At 39.4% G+C, this 18,219-nt stretch carries 22 protein-coding genes; 20 read left to right on the top strand and 2 right to left on the bottom strand.

The window, feature by feature from the left end:
• Position 1 precedes the first annotated feature (1 nt).
• The 16 genes from KQH97_RS08295 (at position 2) to KQH97_RS08220 (ending at position 13,674) form a co-directional block, all read left to right on the top strand.
• Positions 2 to 1,126 carry a cysteine desulfurase family protein gene (locus KQH97_RS08295; RefSeq protein ID WP_216553763.1) on the top strand — a complete coding sequence of 375 codons (1,125 nt, stop codon included), beginning with the start codon at positions 2 to 4 and terminating at the stop codon, positions 1,124 to 1,126.
• Positions 1,127 to 1,275: 149 nt separating this feature from the next.
• A complete protein-coding gene (locus KQH97_RS08290) occupies positions 1,276 to 2,568 on the top strand; it encodes an IS110 family transposase (protein ID WP_216553762.1) in 1,293 nt (430 codons plus the stop codon).
• A 479-nt stretch (positions 2,569 to 3,047) separates the two neighbouring features.
• Positions 3,048 to 4,031 carry a YafY family protein gene (locus KQH97_RS08285; RefSeq protein ID WP_216553761.1) on the top strand — a complete coding sequence of 328 codons (984 nt, stop codon included), beginning with the start codon at positions 3,048 to 3,050 and terminating at the stop codon, positions 4,029 to 4,031.
• 24 nt (positions 4,032 to 4,055) lie between these two features.
• On the top strand, positions 4,056 to 5,156 hold the full coding sequence (locus tag KQH97_RS08280) for a YhcG family protein (RefSeq protein WP_216553760.1): 1,101 nt from the start codon (positions 4,056 to 4,058) through the stop codon (positions 5,154 to 5,156).
• A gap of 174 nt (positions 5,157 to 5,330) precedes the next feature.
• The gene (locus tag KQH97_RS08275) at positions 5,331 to 6,098 is read left to right on the top strand and encodes a zinc ribbon domain-containing protein (protein WP_216553759.1); all 768 of its coding nucleotides are present in this window, start codon (positions 5,331 to 5,333) and stop codon (positions 6,096 to 6,098) included.
• 188 nt (positions 6,099 to 6,286) lie between these two features.
• Complete coding sequence (gene lexA / locus KQH97_RS08270) at positions 6,287 to 6,886, top strand: transcriptional repressor LexA (RefSeq protein WP_216553758.1); 600 nt, start codon at positions 6,287 to 6,289, stop codon at positions 6,884 to 6,886.
• Positions 6,887 to 7,016: 130 nt separating this feature from the next.
• Entirely contained in the window at positions 7,017 to 7,739 is a 723-nt protein-coding gene (locus tag KQH97_RS08265) for an ImmA/IrrE family metallo-endopeptidase (protein ID WP_154454510.1), read from the top strand.
• Between the two features lie 566 nt (positions 7,740 to 8,305).
• Entirely contained in the window at positions 8,306 to 8,893 is a 588-nt protein-coding gene (locus KQH97_RS08260; protein WP_154454511.1) for a sigma-70 family RNA polymerase sigma factor, read from the top strand.
• 104 nt (positions 8,894 to 8,997) lie between these two features.
• The gene (locus tag KQH97_RS08255) at positions 8,998 to 9,558 is read left to right on the top strand and encodes a type II toxin-antitoxin system PemK/MazF family toxin (RefSeq protein ID WP_216553757.1); all 561 of its coding nucleotides are present in this window, start codon (positions 8,998 to 9,000) and stop codon (positions 9,556 to 9,558) included.
• Entirely contained in the window at positions 9,551 to 9,772 is a 222-nt protein-coding gene (locus KQH97_RS08250; RefSeq protein ID WP_002587855.1) for an excisionase, read from the top strand. The genes KQH97_RS08255 and KQH97_RS08250 overlap by 8 nt, the downstream gene beginning before the upstream one ends.
• Before the next feature lie 91 nt (positions 9,773 to 9,863).
• Entirely contained in the window at positions 9,864 to 10,094 is a 231-nt protein-coding gene (locus tag KQH97_RS08245; protein WP_154454513.1) for an excisionase, read from the top strand.
• A complete protein-coding gene (locus tag KQH97_RS08240) occupies positions 10,075 to 10,311 on the top strand; it encodes an excisionase (protein ID WP_240892621.1) in 237 nt (78 codons plus the stop codon). The genes KQH97_RS08245 and KQH97_RS08240 overlap by 20 nt, the downstream gene beginning before the upstream one ends.
• A 14-nt stretch (positions 10,312 to 10,325) precedes the next feature.
• Positions 10,326 to 10,577, top strand: a complete 252-nt coding sequence (locus KQH97_RS08235) for an excisionase (RefSeq protein ID WP_216553756.1) — start codon at positions 10,326 to 10,328, stop codon at positions 10,575 to 10,577.
• Between the two features lie 11 nt (positions 10,578 to 10,588).
• Positions 10,589 to 11,821 carry a tyrosine-type recombinase/integrase gene (locus KQH97_RS08230; protein WP_196376397.1) on the top strand — a complete coding sequence of 411 codons (1,233 nt, stop codon included), beginning with the start codon at positions 10,589 to 10,591 and terminating at the stop codon, positions 11,819 to 11,821.
• 407 nt (positions 11,822 to 12,228) lie between these two features.
• Positions 12,229 to 12,831 carry a Type 1 glutamine amidotransferase-like domain-containing protein gene (locus KQH97_RS08225; RefSeq protein ID WP_216553755.1) on the top strand — a complete coding sequence of 201 codons (603 nt, stop codon included), beginning with the start codon at positions 12,229 to 12,231 and terminating at the stop codon, positions 12,829 to 12,831.
• 177 nt (positions 12,832 to 13,008) lie between these two features.
• A complete protein-coding gene (locus KQH97_RS08220) occupies positions 13,009 to 13,674 on the top strand; it encodes a DNA alkylation repair protein (protein ID WP_242989000.1) in 666 nt (221 codons plus the stop codon).
• Between the two features lie 154 nt (positions 13,675 to 13,828).
• Here the strand turns inward: KQH97_RS08220 and KQH97_RS08215 are convergent, their stop codons facing one another.
• The gene (locus tag KQH97_RS08215; RefSeq protein WP_216553754.1) at positions 13,829 to 14,620 is read right to left on the bottom strand and encodes an alpha/beta hydrolase family protein; all 792 of its coding nucleotides are present in this window, start codon (positions 14,618 to 14,620) and stop codon (positions 13,829 to 13,831) included.
• 356 nt (positions 14,621 to 14,976) lie between these two features.
• Between KQH97_RS08215 and KQH97_RS08210 the strand changes: the two genes are divergently transcribed.
• The 3 genes from KQH97_RS08210 (at position 14,977) to KQH97_RS08905 (ending at position 16,532) form a co-directional block, all read left to right on the top strand.
• Positions 14,977 to 15,774 (top strand): DUF4866 domain-containing protein, encoded by a 798-nt coding sequence (locus tag KQH97_RS08210; protein WP_216553753.1) that lies wholly within the window; start codon positions 14,977 to 14,979, stop codon positions 15,772 to 15,774.
• A gap of 18 nt (positions 15,775 to 15,792) precedes the next feature.
• Positions 15,793 to 16,185 carry a threonine/serine exporter family protein gene (locus KQH97_RS08205; protein WP_216553752.1) on the top strand — a complete coding sequence of 131 codons (393 nt, stop codon included), beginning with the start codon at positions 15,793 to 15,795 and terminating at the stop codon, positions 16,183 to 16,185.
• 62 nt (positions 16,186 to 16,247) lie between these two features.
• The gene (locus tag KQH97_RS08905) at positions 16,248 to 16,532 is read left to right on the top strand and encodes a helix-turn-helix transcriptional regulator (RefSeq protein ID WP_367614666.1); all 285 of its coding nucleotides are present in this window, start codon (positions 16,248 to 16,250) and stop codon (positions 16,530 to 16,532) included.
• Between the two features lie 162 nt (positions 16,533 to 16,694).
• On the opposite strand, the gene KQH97_RS08195 is transcribed toward KQH97_RS08905, so the two are convergent.
• The gene (locus tag KQH97_RS08195) at positions 16,695 to 17,180 is read right to left on the bottom strand and encodes a hypothetical protein (RefSeq protein WP_216553751.1); all 486 of its coding nucleotides are present in this window, start codon (positions 17,178 to 17,180) and stop codon (positions 16,695 to 16,697) included.
• 303 nt (positions 17,181 to 17,483) lie between these two features.
• Here KQH97_RS08195 and KQH97_RS08190 point away from each other — a divergent pair, with 303 nt between their 5' ends.
• Positions 17,484 to 18,212 (top strand): metallophosphoesterase, encoded by a 729-nt coding sequence (locus KQH97_RS08190; RefSeq protein WP_216553750.1) that lies wholly within the window; start codon positions 17,484 to 17,486, stop codon positions 18,210 to 18,212.
• The last annotated feature ends 7 nt before the right edge of the window (positions 18,213 to 18,219 follow it).

The following is an 18,219-nucleotide window of genomic DNA, read 5'->3' as shown; positions in this document are numbered from 1 at the left end:
TATGAAGCATTTTATATACGCTGATAATGCAGCAACAACAAAATTGGATAAAGATGCATTTAATGCAATGCTCCCATGGCTTCAAGAAGAATATGGCAATGCGTCACAACCATATTCATTTGCACGTAAACCGAAAAAAGCCTTGATAGAAGCTAGAACTTTAATTGCAGAATGCATCGGTGCTCAACCAGATGAAATTTATTTTACATCGGGAGGCACGGAAAGTGATAACTGGGCAATCAAGGGGATTGCTGAGAAGGGGAAAAAACATCATACAATTGCAACGCAGATTGAGCATCATGCAATCCTGAATGCCTGTAGAAGATTAGAACACTTTGGATTTCAAGTGGATTATCTTCCAGTTGACAAACAAGGTGTTGTATCATGCGAAGATTTAGTGAAATTTATTAAAGGTAATACTGAGCTGATTTCTGTAATGATGGTTAATAATGAAATTGGAACGATTGAACCAATAAAAGAGTTAGCAACCATAGCTCATGATAACGGTATTTTATTTCATACAGATGCAGTTCAGGCAGTTGGGCATATTCCAATTGATGTCAGTGACTTATGTGTGGATATGCTTTCTGCCTCGGCACACAAATTTAACGGACCAAAGGGAATTGGCTTTTTGTACGTTAAGAGAGGTACAAAAATATCTTCATTTGTAGATGGTGGTGCTCAGGAATTCCATAAGCGTGCAGGAACTGAAAATATTGCTTCGATTGTAGGAATGTCTATTGCATTGAAAAAAAGTTGCGATGAAATGGAAAAAGTGAATGAAAAACTACTTGCTTTAGATGAAGCGTTTAACAATGTTCTTCTGAAGTCTAAGATAGATTTTATTAGAAATGGTTCTAATAATCATGTTCCGGGGAATATAAATTTGTCTATCTGCAGAACGAGTGGGGAAATGTTACTGCATCGTTTGGATTTGATGGGGATTTGTATATCAACTGGTTCGGCTTGTGATTCTGTAAATACAGAAGTTTCGCATGTTATTAAGGCAATCGGAGTACCATCTGAGTATTCAGAAGGCACTATTCGTATTTCGTTTGGTAGAGACAATACCGAAGAAGACGCAATTATGATTGCAAAGGCGCTAGTTAAAGTCATTAAAGGATAAGATGGCTTAGGTAGAAGCGTTTAGAGATATGTAGGAGCTTCCTGTATAATATAAAAAGTGGATGTTGAAAATTGTAAATACCTCAGAGTACAATAAGACTACTGACTGGCTAGGTTGGTAAAATCTTATTGAACAGAGAGGTATCTACAATGAAGTCTAACACACAAAACGCAAAAATTAAAGCCATTACAGAAAAAACTTTGGTACTTGGAATTGATATCGGAAGCGAAACACACTATGCCAGAGCTTTTGATTACAGAGGTATTGAGTATTCGAAGAAACCATTTAAATTTAGTAACACAGAGACAGGATTCGAAGCATTTAAGGAATGGATCCTGGATTTGAAAGAGAAGCATGAAAAGGATAATGTTGTTCCAGGTATGGAGCCAACAGGTCACTATTGGTTCAATCTAGGGAAATTTCTTCAGGATAATGAAATGAAACCTGTTCTTGTGAATCCTCATCATGTGAAAAAATCGAAAGAACTCGACGACAATAACCCAACAAAAAACGACCGTAAGGATCCAAAAGTCATTGCAGGACTAGTTAGAGAGGGACGCTATATGATCCCATACCTACCAGATGGTGTTTATGCTGACCTTAGAACAGCATCAAACATAAGATTTCAATTACAGGCGGAGCTTACAAGAATACAAAACAGGATTAGTCGTTGGTTCAACATATATTTTCCTGAATACAAGACAGTATACGGAAAGCCGGATGCCAAAAGCGGAATGTTGATTCTCAAGAAGGCACCACTCCCAGAGGATATCTTGACGTTGGGTATTGAAGGAGTGAACCAAATTTGGCGAGACGCAAAGATGAGAGCAGTGGGAAAAGCGAGGGCAAAGACCCTGATTGAAGCTGCAGAGCATAGCGTTGGAAGTAAAGAAGGAGCAATATCTGCAAGACTGGAAATCCGAATGCTTCTGGAGGACTACGAATCTAAAAGCATGCGTCTTCAGGAAGTAATGACTCTGATTGAAGAGTTAGTGGGAAAGATTCCTATGGCTGAGAAGCTGTTGGAAATTAAAGGTGTGGGAATCAAGACAGTGTCTGGATTCCTCGCAGAAGTGGGTGATATTAGTCGCTTCACTAATCCGAAAGAGCTACAGAAGCTAGCAGGATTAGCACTAGTTGAAAATAGTTCTGGAAAACATAAGGGTGATACAAGAATAAGCAGACGAGGACGAAAGAGACTCAGATATCTTCTCTTTGAGGCTGCAATGTCGCTCGTATCGAAGAACTCTGAGTTCAGGAAACTCCATGAATACTATACAACTAGAAGGCTGAACCCATTGAAAAAAATGCAGTCACTTATGGCGATTGCCGCCAAGCTGATACGTGTCTTTTATGCCATACTGACCAAGGGAGTGATTTATGATCCAATGAAGATGGTCAGTGACATCAAGAGACCGGCAGTATATTTGCAGGCTGCATAAGAAAGAAAAGTAACTATAGTGGAGACTGTCACAATGGCAGCCACTAAATAAAGCGGACTGTAACAGATAACGTCCACTAATCATAGTGCTGGAACAGGAAGCAAGTCAGTAATCAGAAAAACAAAGAATGAGCTAGTAGTCGGCAGGAATAGACACCATGGGGCATGACCCCGTAAAGGAGCATAGCTGACACCCTGGTTATGGGCAGGCAGGACGAAGGAAGTTAGGACCTCTGGAGACAGAGATGATCCTGGTGGATATAGGAGGTTAGCTGCCATAGAGGGATGGGTATACACAAGGCCAGTAAAGCGGAAATCAATGACGTTTTATTTAGTATACCTAAAAACCGCTATTTCGGTACACGATACCTTGAAACGCTCGTAGCTGAGGCTTATTCACTGAGATATGAAAGATTGAAAAATCTTGAAATTTCAATAAAAAACACTTGATTATATGAGGAGTAGTTCAGAAAAGAAACAATGGAAACAAAGCCAAGAATATTATACTTAAAGAAAATATTAGAGGAGCGAACGGACGAGGAACATCCGCTTTCTACAACACAGTTAATCAATATACTGGCTGATGAATATGGAATATCTGCACACAGGACGACTGTAGCAAAGGATATTGCCGCACTTCAGGAGTTTGGTATAGATATTGTGGTAATCCATTCCACACAGAGCAAATACTTCGTGGCAAGTCGAAGGTTTGAACTGCCGGAGCTGAAGCTGTTGATAGACGCAGTGGAATCCTCAAAGTTTATTACCACAAAGAAAAGTGACGCTCTGATTGAGAAAATACATACAATGACAAGTCCTGGTCAGGTGTCGAAGTTGAAGCGTAATAACTATGTGGTCAATCGTATTAAGCCGGATAATGAGCAGATATATTACATTATTGACGCTATAAACGACGCCATCAACGCAGGCAAGCAGATTTCTTTTCAGTATTATGATTATACGGGATTAAAAAAGAAAGTGCTGAAGAACAAGGGCGAGGTATATAAGCTTAGCCCATATAAACTTCTCTGGTGTGGGGACTATTATTATGTTCTCGGATATTCTGAGAAGAAAAACAAGGTTATCAATTTCAGGGTAGACCGTATTGCTTCCAAGCCGGAGATACTGGATAAGGATATTATTCCTATGCCTGATGATTTTGATATTGAGAATTACACAAAGGAAGTTTTTTTTATGTTCTCAGGCGAGAAAGTCCTTGTGGATTTACGGTGTGATAACAGTCTGATGAAAACAATGGTTGACCGTTTCGGCGAGGAAGTGACAACGCTTGCCTATGATATGACATCGTTCAGAATACAGACCGAAGTGTCTGCAAGTCCGACTTTCTTCGGTTGGGTGTTCGGGTTCGGTGGAAAAGTGCAGATACTCGGACCGGAAAGTGTGAAAGAACAGTATCAACAGATGATTGCAAAAGCTGATGAGGATATGCAACAAGGCGAATAGAGAAAAATCTAAGGAGTGACGGCTATGGAGAGTAAATTGCAAAATGTCGGACAGAATAGCATTATGGGTAATTTTGTTAAAACGGACGACATCTTAAAAGATATGTGTGGGATTATTGAATCCTCACAAAAATCTGCATATCAGGCAGTCAATACATTGCTTGTACAAAGAAACTGGCTTATTGGTTATCGTATTGCAGAAGAAGAACTCGGCGGAGAAGAACGCTCAGAATATGGCTTGAAAATAATAAAAAAGATTTCTAAAGAATTGACTCAGTTATATGGAAAAGGATATGACAGAAGTAATTTATATCATTGCCTGAAATTCTATAAAACATTTCCTCAGATTGTCGACACGGTGTGTAGACAATCTGGTAACCTTTTGTCTTGGTCACATTACCGAGCTTTATTACAGGTTGAAGATAAAGCGGCTCGTGACTGGTATGAGAAGGAAGCGTCAGAACAGACGTGGAGCGTTCGTACTTTGCAGAGAAACATTTCGTCACAGTATTATTACCGTATGTTGAAAACACAGAAGAAAGAATTAGTGGAAGATGAAATGAAAAAACTGACAGCATCATATCAGAATGATAAGCTGGAGTTTATTAAAAATCCGCTAGTTGCTGAGTTCTTAGGAATTTCTCAAAACACTGATTTTTCCGAGAGTGACCTTGAGAAAAGCATTCTCTCCAATTTGCAGAAGTTTTTGATGGAACTTGGAAAAGGTTATGCTTTTGTGGCAAGACAACAGCATATTCGTACTGAAAAACAGGACTACTTCATCGACCTCGTTTTTTATAACTATATACTGAAATGTTTTGTTCTCATTGATTTGAAAACAGAAAAGATAACACATCAGGATGTAGGACAGATGGATATGTATATTCGTATGTATGATGAGTTAAAACGAAGCGAGGGAGACAATCCGACAATAGGTATTGTTCTTTGCTCTGATACCGATGATGATATTGCCCGTTATTCTGTTATGCACGGAAATGAACAGCTATTTGCTTCAAAGTACAAATTGTATCTGCCTACAGAAGAAGAACTGAAAGCAGAGATTGAAACGCAAAAAGCGATGTTTTATCTGCAACAAAAAGAAAGCGAGGGACAGGAATTAGAGTAAAATGAGTCCGCTTTGCGAAAAGTAAAAGGTTAGCGAAAGAGGCTATATGCTCGGTTATCAAAATCTTGATGTAGCCGTGAACGAAAAAGCCGAGTAATAAGGACAGCAACTGCGAGTTGCTTGTTTGAGATAATGCGTGAGACTATAATAAAAGTGTAAGGGAGGTACTGCATAATGGATACAAAACAGGTTATACTTGAACTTCGCACCCAAAAGGGAATGTCGCAGGACGAGCTTGCAGAAAAAGTTTTTGTAAGTCGTCAGGCAGTTTCACGTTGGGAAAACGGAGATACGGTTCCGAATACGGAAACATTGAAATTGCTGTCCAAAGTATTTGATGTTTCCATAAATACACTTTTAGGCTCACCGAGAAAGCTTATCTGCCAATGCTGCGGAATGCCACTTGAAGATGATGATATTATCGGACACAATCACGACGGTTCTTTCAACGAGGACTATTGTAAGTGGTGTTATGCCGACGGAACATATACTTACAATGATATGGACGATTTGATTGAGGTCTGCGTTAAGAATATGGTAAGCGAGAATTTCACGGAGGAACAAGCCCGTTCTTATATGAAAGAACTGCTTCCTACTTTGGATTACTGGAAGAAATATGATGAGCTTAGTGATAATGGTCAGTTTGAAGAATTTAAGCAAAAGCTAATCAGCGAGATTAACGAATTGAATGTTGACGGAATGCCAAAGGCGGAAAAACTGAATGCCCTTGTGGGAAAGTATGTGAATCTTGAGTACCGGCTTCCGAACGGGCAAGTAGCTAAGTTTTTGAATGACGCAAAGACATATCTGGGCAATCAACTTGAATGTGAATACGGCGGCGACAGATGTTTCGGTGTTGTTGCAGATATGGATTTTATTCTTATTTGCACCTATGAAAAAGACGGCAACAATCCGGAACTTGTATTGTATAAGAAAAGATAAGAATAGAGAAAAATAGCAAGCCATTGGAGTTAATGATTTCAGTGCAAGCAACGAAATTTTGAGGTGTTAGCAATTTGCGACACCTCTTTCTTTTTGCAAAAAAATCTATTGATATTTTTTGTGGATTGAGTATAATTAAAGTATCGAAAGCAGTCTGCTTCCGATAGAGAAAAAAGAGAGGTGCAGGTATGAGAAGTAAGAGACCCGAATTGATGAAACAGATAAAAGATTATATTGAAGAATACTACCTGCAAAAAAGAGAGTCTCCATCTACAACAAAGATTGCAGAAGCAGTAGGTATTGCAAGAGGTACTGCATATAAATATTTGGTTGAGATGGCTGAGAAGAATATGATAGAGTACGACGGGCAGGAGATTCGCACCAATGTGACCCGTAAGTACAGTGGCGAACAGACACAGACACCGATTGTAGGTTCTATTCCTTGTGGCAGTCCTCAGTATGAGGAAGAAAATATTGAAGAATATGTATCACTTCCTACTGCTATTTTCGGCAAAGGAGATTTCTTCATATTAAGAGCAAGCGGTCAGTCTATGATTGAAGCAGGGATTGATGACGGCGACCTTGTGGTTGTCAAAAAGCAGGTAGAAGCCAAAGAGGGCGATATAGTAGTTGCCCTTGTGGATAATCAGAATACATTGAAACGTTACTTCCGAGATGATGAGAATAAGAAAATCATTCTCCACCCGGAAAATAAAAAGATGAAAGACATCATTGTAGATGAGTGCTGCATTCAGGGTGTGGCTCGTCACATCATCAAAGAACTATAACAGAGGACAGACGAATGAGAACACTTGAAGGAATTCGCTATCTAATCAATTTGGATAGTGCGGAAATACAACAGAACTTTGCCGGAGGAGTTGCACCGCCGGACAAGGTGGAGTCGGAGGTGGACACAACTTGAGTATTTATATGTCAAGAGCCGAGTTGGAAGAAATCAGCGAAGGCTTGATAACAGCTTATGCTAATAAGTTTAGCAATCGAGTGATTCAATCCATCGACATAGAACATTTCATTACAGAATTTCTTATGTTACGAATTGAATACGCTTCTTTCGCAGAAGATGATGCAGGTAGGATTGGTTTTCTGGCAGATGGAGCAACACCACTGCTGGTACATCAGGACGGAAAAATTATTCCCTTTGTTTTCCCGAAAGATACCATCGTACTTGATAAATTTCTTCTTGCTGAAAAGGAGCAGGGACGTCGCAGGTTTACAATGGCACACGAAGCGTCACATCATATCTTGAGTAAGATGTATGCAATGCCGAGTGAAGGACGCTTTCATACAGAGTATGACAGTGAGCGTAGTTATTCCAAAGAGGAACTGGCTCAGATGTTTGCGTCTGTTGAGTGGCAGGCAGATACAATGGGAGCTTCGCTTCTTATGCCGAGAAGAATTATTGAAAATGCCTTGGCGAAATATAATCAGTCAAATCCGATAAAAGTTTATGGCGATAATACCATTACTTCAAAGGAAAAAGCAGTTATTCGTAGAATGGCAGCTTATATCGGAGTATCTTATACAGCCTTGGTTATCAGATTGAGAGATATGGGACTATTTGAGTATCACAATATCCTTGAATACATTTCCAATGAATTAAATCTGGGAGGTGTTTCGTAATGAGGTTACAGACTCAGGTAGCACCTGAAATACAAAAGAGATTGCTTCTGTCAAGAGTAGAAGCAGAAAGCCTGAAAGAGCGTGATATTCTCTGCCCGATTTGTGGGTTCAGGATACAGAGAGTTTTTTCAGACGCAACCGGACATTTGAGTGTGAAGTGTCAGAAATGCAAGAATGTCCACATCTTAAATCTCGCTTACTTCCGCAGAATCCGTAGGAATGGATATGGCAGGAATTGCAGGCGATGAAGATTACAAGTAAATATCGAAACGATTTCTAATCGAGTAAGCGGAGATAAGCAATTTATTTGCTAAACTACCAAGCACCGTACGAAGCCGGATAAGTGAAGAATAGAAGTATTCTTTGCTGTCCAGATTCGACGGTGCTTTTTTTGTTGCTGTTTTATTCGATTATGCTTCGTGCAGTATTAGGTCTTTTCCCTTACTTGGGAAAGGACTTTTATGTTTTATACCGTATGGCAGTGCCAGATAGCTAAATACCCGTAATCTCCGAATTTTTGATTTCAAACCAAATTCAAAAATTCAGATTTTAAGGAGATTACGGAAATGACAAAGAACAACAAATTAAATAATCAGGAAGAACTTTTTATAAGAGACTGTAAACTTATGAACCTCAAATATGAATATGACGGATATACCGGCACAGAAAAATGGGCAGTTGTTACCGAACTTACCGAAGAAGAACTGTGGGATAAATATCCTGATGTTATCGGCAGATACATTCCTTTTGTTTTGCTTTCTGTCGCACAGGGAAAAGTGATTATTGATGATAACAGAGAAACCCATAGGTGTGAAATGCGAGATGCAAGACATTTAGATGCATTTTGTTATGAAGATGATTTATTTGAGCAATTCCATAATGAAGCATTCTTGGATTTTGTTGACCCATTTGAACTCAGAGAAGCAGAAGAAATTGCAGAGAAGAAAGAATTACAGCGTCTGCGTGAAATTGAGAAAGTTAGAATAGTGCTTTCAATGATGAAACCAGCTCAGGAACGAAGATTGTATAAGTTTGTCATTGAGGGTAAAAGTTGTCGTGAAATAGCAGCAGAAGAAGGAACTTATCACAGTTCTGTCAGCAAGTCTATTGAAGCGGCAAAGAAAAATTTTAAGAAAATTTATAAGAACCTCTGATTTTGGGTGTCCAAAATGAACCCTTTTGTGCAATGAGTGAAGGGGTTATTTCATTCCGGATACGAATGACACTTCAAAATATTTAGAAATGTGAGGTTTTACATATGAAAGAAAAAACAATTTGCCGTGGGGATTTATTCTACTACGACTTCGGAACACGAACAGGTTCGGTACAAAGCGGAACACGACCGGTGCTTGTAATTCAGGCAGATGATTATAACAGAAGCGCACCAACAATTATTGTGGCTGCTGTAACAGGCGTTATCAAGAAAAGATACCTGCCGTCACATATCCTGCTCGGTCAGGAGTTTGGACTCAAGAAGCCGTCAATGGTTCTACTGGAGCAACTTCAGACAGTAAATAAAGATGAACTCAGAGATTACATCGGAACGATTGAAGATGAGCAGCTTTTAAGGCGAATAAATATAACGCTTAAAAAGACTTTCGGACTTTGGATTTATAAGGAAGAAAAGAAAGAAAATATCCGTTGCCTTTGCCCAAAGTGCCTGAATGATTATATTCACAATCCAGATTATATCGTGCGTCGGCTTGACCCGTTTGCAAAGGTCAAAGACCACTGCGATAAATGCAATCAAACCGGTTGGGATTATGTGATTAGCGAAAGACAGTGCAATGCAAGAGAAAAGGGGTGTCAGAATGTCTAAGAAAAGATATGAAATTGTAAGTTATGACATCCCGCTTTGGTTAAAACCTGTTTTATCGGTAACGGAAACTTCAATTTACACAGGGATAAGTGCCAATAAGATATATGAGATGTCAGAATCGGAGGACTGCCCTTTTGTGATATGGATAGGAAGTCGCAGGGTAATCAAGAGAAAATCCTTTGAGGAATACCTCGAAAGGCAGTATTCAATATAGTAAAAAGTCAAATCTGCGATGAGTCCGATTGCATAATGGGCTTATCGCAGAAAAATGAATATACTGATGCTATCAATACAAGGAGGACGAAATGCAAAGCAAAAAAGAAATGCCATTAGAGCATAAGCCTATATTAACCATTAGAGAAGCGTCTTTTTATACAGGAATCAGTGAGAAAAAACTGATTGAAATAACAAATCTATATGCCTGTCCATTTGTGTTGTGGATGGGTAATCGCAGATTTATCAAGAGAAAAACATTCGATAAATTTATTCAGGCATCGGAATTTAAGGGAGGTGCAGATGATGAACAGATTGAGTGATGAGTGGTTTACCAGTAAAAGCGAAAAAGTTCCGTTGTGGCATAAGATAGCACTTTCTATTGATGAGATGTATGTATATACGGGTATTGGTAGAGAAACAATACGAGAACTTACAAAGCAACCGGAAGCAAAACAATTTACATTGAAAATTGGGAAAAGGACTCTGATTAAACGCAAACAATTTGAAGAATATATAGACCAGATGTGTTCTATTTGAGGGGAGGAATGTAGATGTACAAAATAGATGGTTCTGAACTTTATGAATATCAGAAACAGCTATTGCAACCACCGGAGGATATACCGATTTGGGAAAAGAAATGTCTTACGGTCGAGGAAGCGGCTGCTTATTCAGGTATTGGAGAGCGAAGATTAAAGGCACTATTGATGGATAAGGATTGCAGTTTCAGAATTGCAAGAAGCGACAGGCTTTTAATTATACGAGAGAAGTTAGAGGAGTTTATTGACTCAAGCACAGAATTGTAGGAGGTAACACAATGGCAAATACTAAAAGAAAAGATAAATCAAGAAAGGTTCTCCGCAAAGGGGAATCGCAACGTCCGGACGGTACTTATCAATTCCGATGGACAGATGAGAACCGTAAAAGACATTGTATTTATGCAAGAAACTTGGATGATTTAAGATATAAGGAAGATGAAATTGACAAGGACAAGAAAGACGGTATCAAGGCAGAAGCTCGCTATACATCACTTAACGATATGTATGAACTTTGGAGAGATTTGAAACGTGGAATAAAGAATAATACTTTTGAGAATTACAAATATATGTACGAGACATTCGTGCGTAATCAGATTGGGTCTCAATTCATAATGTCTATAAAAAAGACAGATATAAAAAGATATTACAACAGTCTTGTTGATGAAAGACATCTGAAACCCGCAACGATTGATAGCATACATACCGTTCTACATCAGGTCTTTGAAATGGCAGTAGATGATGATTATATCAGAAGCAATCCAACGGACAATGTTTTGCGTGAATTGAAAAAATCACATTGTTTTAAGACTGAAAAACGCAGGGCATTAACCAAACCGGAGCAGGAACTTTTTCTTAACTATCTGAAGAACACACCGGAAGCACAGTATTGGTATCCAATATTTGCGGTTATGGTCGGAACTGGATTGCGTGTGGGCGAATTGACCGGACTTAGGTGGTGTGACATAGATTTAGAGGAAGGGATTATAGATGTGAATCATACACTGGTTTATTATGACCACAGAACTGAAGGAAGCAAGAAAGGCTGCTATTTTAATGTGAATACAACCAAAACTCCGGCAGGTATGCGACAAGTTCCTATGCTTGAATTTGTGAAAGAAGCATTTTTAATGGAAAAAGAAAGGCAGGAACTTCTCGGACTGCATTGTGAAGCTGCGGTTGACGGATACACTGATTTTGTTTTTGTAAATCGTTTTGGTCAGCCGCAACATCAAGCAACCCTCAATAAAGCAATCCGTCGTATCATAAGAAATTGTAATGATAAGCAGTTTCTGGAAAGTGAAAATCCAGAGGTTTTACTTCCTCACTTTAGCTGTCATTCCCTTAGACATACATTTACTACAAGAATGTGCGAAGCCGGTGTAAATGTTAAAGTTATTCAGGACGCACTAGGACACAAAGACGTATCCACGACATTGAACATTTACACAGATGTAACAAAGGAATTAAGAAAGTCAGAGTTTGAGGGATTAGAATTACAATTTAATCAGTAAATAGTTATAGAAAATCAGAAAGAGAGCATATGCCGTAGAGATATGGTGTGTGCTTTCTTTACTTTATGACGAGAAAGTGGTAAAATGAAACACAGGGCTGATGGCAATGCTATAAAACCCAAAACTAAATAAGGATATACACCATTTACACCAATTTTTACACCAAACCTCATTTTTACCTTCACGAAACAAGTGGGAATGGTGTAAAGAGGTTGAATAAAAGCCCATTCATAGGCGATAAAATTTACAAAATGGAATTAAGTCGTGAGTGGACGATTTCGTCCCTACGATGAAGACGTTGGAATAAACATAGTAAGATAATTTGTAGAATTAATGGGCAATTCCAAGCGGGATTGCCCATTTTCAGAAAGAAAAAGATAAATCGGAATTTATAAAGGAGAATATTGATGAAACTATTTTTATGTTCGCACTTTTCAAGTGTAGGAAGTCTGATAAAGGAAGAAATTGAAAATAAGAAAGTCGCATTTATTCCAACAGCTTCACTGCGTGAAGGCTACACCGGTTATGTCGGCTCGGCTCGAAAATTATTCAAAAAGTTGGGAGCAATCGTAACTGAAATTGATATTTCAACGGAGGCTTATTCAACGATACAGTCTGTTTTTGAAGAAGCAGATGTGATATATTTTACCGGCGGAAATTCTTTCTTTCTTATGGACCAGCTCCGTAAAACGGGAACTGATGGACTGCTGAAAAAGGAATTGGCAAATGGAAAATTGATGATCGGTGAGTCGGCAGGCGCAATTATATGCGCTCCAAGCATCCAATATATCGAGCAAATGGATGAAAAGCCGGAGGACTACTCACAAGAAGATAATGCAGGGCTTGATTTGATTGATTTCTATGTTCTTCCGCATTATCTTACAGCACCATTTAAGAGAGTTACCGAGAAAATAATGACTGAGTTTTCGGATTTGAATCTATGCCCGATTAACAACCGTCAGGGAATTGTAATTGATGGTGAAGGTTCAAAGGTTATTTGCAAAGACTAATTTGAAAATTCCCATTTATCAAGCCCTTTGAGAGAGGAGAAATCTTTTCTCAAAAGCTTGTTCGATACTGAATGTTATGTTAAGATAGCAAGTATAGCGAGTGGGCAATTCCAATCGGGATTGCCCATTTTCTAAAATGAATGGAAATACAAATCGGAATTTAGAAGTGTGAAAGGAATGGAAATGGATAAATACCTTGAACTAAAAGAAAAATTTGAAGCAAATAGAGATGATGAAAATGCTGTAAAAATGGCGGCGTATATGAGGAATTTGTTTTCATTTTATGGTTTACCAACACCTAAAAGAAAAGCAATTTACAAGGATTTTCTGAAATTTGAGAAAGGCAAAAAAATTATTGACTGGGATTTGCTTGACAGATGTTATGCAGATGAACATAGGGAATTCCATTATTTTGTGATGGATTATCTTGTAGCGATGCAGAAATTCTTAACATATGATGATGTTCCACACATAAAAAAGTATATTAAAACAAATCAATGGTGGGACACAATAGACGGACTTGATAGAATTGTCGGGAATATAGCTTTTGCAGATGAACGAATAAATGACCTAATGTTGGAGTGGTCAACAGATGAAGACTTTTGGGTGCGCCGAATTGCTATTGACCACCAGCTTTGTAGGAAAGAGCGAACAAATACGGAATTGCTTGAAAAAATATTAGTGAATAACTTTGGCAGTTCAGAGTTCTTTATCAACAAAGCCATCGGTTGGAGTCTGAGAGATTATTCTAAGACAAATCAGGATTGGGTAAGAAATTTTGTTGAAACTCATAAAGACAAGATGGATAAATTGAGTATCAGAGAAGCAAGCAAATATTTATAAGTCAAATGGGAAACACAAAATTCCAGTTTGCCAACCTGCCCTTTGAGAGAGGAGAAATCCCTTTCTCAAAGGGTCTTTTTATATTGTGCAGTTTTGTATGAGGTTTCTTGTGTTTCATATTATCACATAAGAAACCACAAAGACATCACCGCTCTTACTTCTCCTCAAACATCCACTTGACCGCCTTTTCAGCATACTCACTCCAAAAAATCATATCGTGGTTGCCTTTGCTTTCCAAATACTCGTGAGAAACGTTTCTGCTTTCAAGAAATTTGTGAAGATCACGGTTGTTTTCAAGCAGGAAATCTTCCGTACCGCAGCACATAAATATATCTGGGATATTTTTGCCCTCTCGCTGAAGTTCGTCTATAAGAAATTCGGGATTGTTCCTGCTGTTCAGCACCTCAGACGTTTCGCCGAAACATTCTCTGTAATATTCATAATTCGCTGTGGCATTGCCTTGCCCCTCTGACATTCCTGCGACTTCGTGTACGATAAGAGCCGAAGATAATGCAGCAACCTTGCCAAAGGTTTCCGGATATGCAAATGCTGTATGAAGCGCACCAAATCCGCCCATTGAAAGACCCATAATGTATGTTTCACTGCCGTCTTTCGCAAGTCTGAAAACTCGTCTTACATAGTCCACAAGCTCCTCGCCGACGAATTTGCAGAACTGATGACCGGTCGAGCGTCCGTCCAGCCAAAAAGAATTTTCGCCCGAGGGGATAACTACCGCAAAATTATACTTGTCTGAAAGATATTCAGGCACCCAGTTTTCTGCGTCGCCTGTAAAACCGTGCAGCAAGAAAAGCGTTTTGGTGCTGTTTTCCGAGTATTTCGTATCTGTCTGCCCCCAGTCCTGCCTTATGTCACATGGCAGGTACATTTTAAACGTGGTATACCTCCGCAGGCAATTTGAATAAAATCTGATCGTTAAGTTTGACATAGTTTTTCCTCCTGTTTTTTATATAATTATACTACATAAAATAAGGTTTGTTCAAGGGGGCAGCGAAAAAATTTTTCAATTTTCCTCACAAAATCATTTATCCCTATAAAAATAAAAAATCACATCTGTCAAAGCCTCGTCCCAACGTACCTTGCCGCTTTTTCATAATATTTTTTTGTCGATCATAATTCTACGCTCCCCCACATTTACAAGGTGTCTATCTACCCCGTCTGCAACTATTTTATTCATTATATCAAACTCAATGCCGCCGCTACAGAGATACAAAAAATGATACTGAAAAAGTGTAATATGTTTGCAAATGCTGAGATATGACATACATGAAAGGAGATAATAATATGCCAACAGTTTTGCCAAAAGAAAATGAAGTCGAACAGTTTTTTTCAAGGATAATGGCATCGGAAGGAGCTTGCCAAAGGCTCAGCAACGTGCTTTACGATCACCTTAGTGACGATGATATGCAGACCGATCCTGACCCAGAACATCTTGTGCAGGTGCTTTTGACCGCATATACGAACTGTGATATAAGTGCGCTTCTGCTGGAGCTTTGTGGAATAAGTCTTTTCGATCTGCTGAGAGAGGCATACCTTATACCAAAGCGTTTTCACGGAAAAGCCGGAAAAAATCCTGAACTCCTTACGACCCCTGAAGGCGATGTCATTGAAGAAAAGAAAAAGCTTGTCACAAAGCATGAGTTCGAGAAATTTCGTGATGTGTACAAAAACCACAGCTGTGCACCACGTTCAAAGCTTTATCTTGCAGACGGATATGACCTTATGAGGGTCTATACCGACGGAATGAACATTAAGGAAAAGCGTGTTGACAAAAGACGTGGCGTGCTTATACTTTACGCCCTGCCTGACACTGTAAAGCTTGGACTTTCCGAGGCTCAGACCTATAATGTTATATGGAATACTTTCCACAAGATACAGCAAACTGCCCCGACAGCAATGGTCTATTACGGACAGGAAACAGGCGAAAGGGCTGGAAAATCATTTGATGAGATTGGCGTTTTACTGCCTGTTCATCAGTTTGAAAAGAAAATGCTCATGCACCTCAGCGAGATAGACGGCATTGTGCTTGCCTGCCGTGAGGAAATGATGAAAAAAGCAGGCTCAGACAGCCTTGATCTTTAAAAACGGAAGTGATACTGAATGTCACAAACTATAGTTAAGAAAAATCACATGGATATCCCATGGCACGATTTCACAGACGCCGAAAAGGACGAGCCAGTATCAAAGGCGAGCCTAAAAGAAAAAGCCTCTGTTATAGGCAGGGTGGGAATGATGTTTCTCTCCTGCGGAACGGGAGCGTGGCGTGTGAGAAGTTCCATGAATACCATGTCGGAATGTATGGGACTGACCTGCACAGCAGATATCGGGCTTATGTCCATAAACTACACCTGTTTTGACGGCGAGGCTTGCTTTTCGCAGTCTCTTTGCCTTACTAACACAGGAGTAAACAATTCAAAGCTAACACGTCTTGAAATTTTCATCAACGATTTTGTCAGCCGCTGCGATAGTTTGACTTACGGACAGGTCATTTAGGTGTTGTACTTAAAATCTTAGTCATAGTCTAAAGCTATACCGAACCCACATAAAAAAACTATATTGATATACACTTTCCTATTAAGACTATTCTCCATTACCTATTACTGGGGTCAGCGGCATTTGTCAGCAAAAGCGAAGTGCTGAGGTGTTTTAAGAACATAACAGGACAGTCGCCGTTTGAATATCTAAAAAATTATCGTCTGCGCAATGCGGCATATATGATAAAAAACACATCTGACTCGATAAATGCTATCTGTGGGCTTTGCGGCTTTGACGATCACAGCTATTTTTCAAAAGCCTTTAAAGAAGCCTACGGGTGCAGTCCCAGAGATTTTAGAAAGTAGAATATACGGGACAATATCTCACAGATTTATCCGTCTGTCGTGTAGACATTACATTTTCCTGTTTATAGGACTACTATAAAACTATTATCAAACAAAAGACGTTTCATTTTATCCAAATGGAACGTCTTTTGCACTTATGCTTTTTCTTGTATGAAAAAAGAGTCAATTATCCTCCTCCCAATAATCCTCTGCATCCTCGTAGTCATAGAAATCATCATAGTGATCTTCATAGAGATCCTCTGGGTCGTCATAATCATGAGCATCATACTCAGCAGATTTACTGGTTGAGGTTTTATTGGTATTCTTACGGGTAGCCCTGGTAGCTGAACTACTTGCTGTAGTGGTTTTCGGACGTGATGTTGTAGCAGTTGAGAATACTGGAGTATAGCTGTTCTTATTATTGTAATACTTAGGGTCATGTATCAAACAGTAGCAGCTGCCTTCTTCAGGAGTATTGTCACAGCCCGAGTGTGCGCATTTGGGGCGCAGGGCATCATAGATCATGGCTATCCCTATGATGATCAACACAGCGACAACGATTCCTTTGAGATTGAACGAGCTATGCTGAGAGCTGTTTTCTGTTGTCAGCTTGTAGCCTATATAATCGTCAAGCATTTCCTTGTTTCTGTTGTATTTTCCAGATTCCATAATCACACCTCCAAACTGTATTTCTAATATTATACCATATTTTCTAAGATTTGTGGTAACAATTTTTGGACAGTTGAATATTCTGTCCCTTTTATCATTTTTTAGTGGCAAAGTCGGATAGTGTGCAGAATATTTAACGGTTACTAATACTCAACTTCCCTTAATTTTATCCCCATTATACAGCTTGAAGCGAACTCTATGCCAATGGGTAAAAAAATTTTTCAAACCTCCCCAATTTTACCCCTAAGTATGCTATAATAGAATAGACAAGAAACCCGACCCAAAACCCAGCGAGGTGCTTTTATGACATATGCAATATCTGATATCCACGGCTGTTATGAGGAGTATATTAAGCTTCTCGAAAAAATAGGCTTCTCTGAGGACGATACCCTCTATATCCTAGGTGACATCTGCGACAGGGGCGAAAAACCTATGGAGGTTTATAACGACATCATGACTCGTGATAATGTTATCCCGTTGTTCGGCAACCACGAACACCTTGCCTATATCAATCTCCGCCACCTTATAAAAAATGATGTGAGCAAGCTTACAAAAGACGAACGGCTAGACCTGATTGATTGGCTCACCAGCGGAGGAAAACCCACTTTCAGCGAATTTATCTCCCTCTCCAAAGCCGACCGCATGGACTTTATGGAGTTTCTTAAAAGCTTCTCAATGTATGAGGATATCACCATAAACGGCAAACGTTTTGTCCTCACCCATGCAGGTCTTGGGGGCTTTAGCGAGGATAAGCCCCTTGATGAATATACCCTCCACCAGCTTATCTGGGAGCGTGCCGACTATTCAAAACGCTATTTCAGCGACCCGAATACTTTCCTTGTGACAGGTCACACCCCTACCGCCAATATCCCAAACCACGGCATACCCGAAGCCTACAAAGCCAACGGACACATAGCCATAGATTGCGGCTGTGCCTCAGGTGGACGTCTGTGTGCATACTGCTTTGAAACAGACAGTGAGTTTTATGTTGACAAAATAAACCAGCCCCTTGAAAATCACTTCAAAATGTGATATACTT

The organism is Ruminococcus sp. MSJ-25 (assembly GCF_018917825.1).
Lineage (GTDB): Bacteria > Bacillota > Clostridia > Oscillospirales > Ruminococcaceae > Hominimerdicola > Hominimerdicola aceti.
Note: the sequence above shows the minus strand (reverse complement) of the source record. Positions and strands in the feature narration are given on the sequence as shown.

What these genes read in the sequence shown, in the direction of transcription:
- KQH97_RS08295 (WP_216553763.1), top strand. Translation starts at nt 2, where the DNA reads ATGAAGCATTTTATATACGCTGATAATGCAGCAACAACAAAATTGGAT.
- KQH97_RS08290 (WP_216553762.1), top strand. Translation starts at nt 1,276, where the DNA reads ATGAAGTCTAACACACAAAACGCAAAAATTAAAGCCATTACAGAAAAA.
- KQH97_RS08285 (WP_216553761.1), top strand. Translation starts at nt 3,048, where the DNA reads ATGGAAACAAAGCCAAGAATATTATACTTAAAGAAAATATTAGAGGAG.
- KQH97_RS08280 (WP_216553760.1), top strand. Translation starts at nt 4,056, where the DNA reads ATGGAGAGTAAATTGCAAAATGTCGGACAGAATAGCATTATGGGTAAT.
- KQH97_RS08275 (WP_216553759.1), top strand. Translation starts at nt 5,331, where the DNA reads ATGGATACAAAACAGGTTATACTTGAACTTCGCACCCAAAAGGGAATG.
- lexA (WP_216553758.1), top strand. Translation starts at nt 6,287, where the DNA reads ATGAGAAGTAAGAGACCCGAATTGATGAAACAGATAAAAGATTATATT.
- KQH97_RS08260 (WP_154454511.1), top strand. Translation starts at nt 8,306, where the DNA reads ATGACAAAGAACAACAAATTAAATAATCAGGAAGAACTTTTTATAAGA.
- KQH97_RS08255 (WP_216553757.1), top strand. Translation starts at nt 8,998, where the DNA reads ATGAAAGAAAAAACAATTTGCCGTGGGGATTTATTCTACTACGACTTC.
- KQH97_RS08250 (WP_002587855.1), top strand. Translation starts at nt 9,551, where the DNA reads ATGTCTAAGAAAAGATATGAAATTGTAAGTTATGACATCCCGCTTTGG.
- KQH97_RS08245 (WP_154454513.1), top strand. Translation starts at nt 9,864, where the DNA reads ATGCAAAGCAAAAAAGAAATGCCATTAGAGCATAAGCCTATATTAACC.
- KQH97_RS08240 (WP_240892621.1), top strand. Translation starts at nt 10,075, where the DNA reads ATGATGAACAGATTGAGTGATGAGTGGTTTACCAGTAAAAGCGAAAAA.
- KQH97_RS08235 (WP_216553756.1), top strand. Translation starts at nt 10,326, where the DNA reads ATGTACAAAATAGATGGTTCTGAACTTTATGAATATCAGAAACAGCTA.
- KQH97_RS08230 (WP_196376397.1), top strand. Translation starts at nt 10,589, where the DNA reads ATGGCAAATACTAAAAGAAAAGATAAATCAAGAAAGGTTCTCCGCAAA.
- KQH97_RS08225 (WP_216553755.1), top strand. Translation starts at nt 12,229, where the DNA reads ATGAAACTATTTTTATGTTCGCACTTTTCAAGTGTAGGAAGTCTGATA.
- KQH97_RS08220 (WP_242989000.1), top strand. Translation starts at nt 13,009, where the DNA reads ATGGAAATGGATAAATACCTTGAACTAAAAGAAAAATTTGAAGCAAAT.
- KQH97_RS08215 (WP_216553754.1), bottom strand. Translation starts at nt 14,620, where the DNA reads ATGTCAAACTTAACGATCAGATTTTATTCAAATTGCCTGCGGAGGTAT.
- KQH97_RS08210 (WP_216553753.1), top strand. Translation starts at nt 14,977, where the DNA reads ATGCCAACAGTTTTGCCAAAAGAAAATGAAGTCGAACAGTTTTTTTCA.
- KQH97_RS08205 (WP_216553752.1), top strand. Translation starts at nt 15,793, where the DNA reads ATGTCACAAACTATAGTTAAGAAAAATCACATGGATATCCCATGGCAC.
- KQH97_RS08195 (WP_216553751.1), bottom strand. Translation starts at nt 17,180, where the DNA reads ATGGAATCTGGAAAATACAACAGAAACAAGGAAATGCTTGACGATTAT.
- KQH97_RS08190 (WP_216553750.1), top strand. Translation starts at nt 17,484, where the DNA reads ATGACATATGCAATATCTGATATCCACGGCTGTTATGAGGAGTATATT.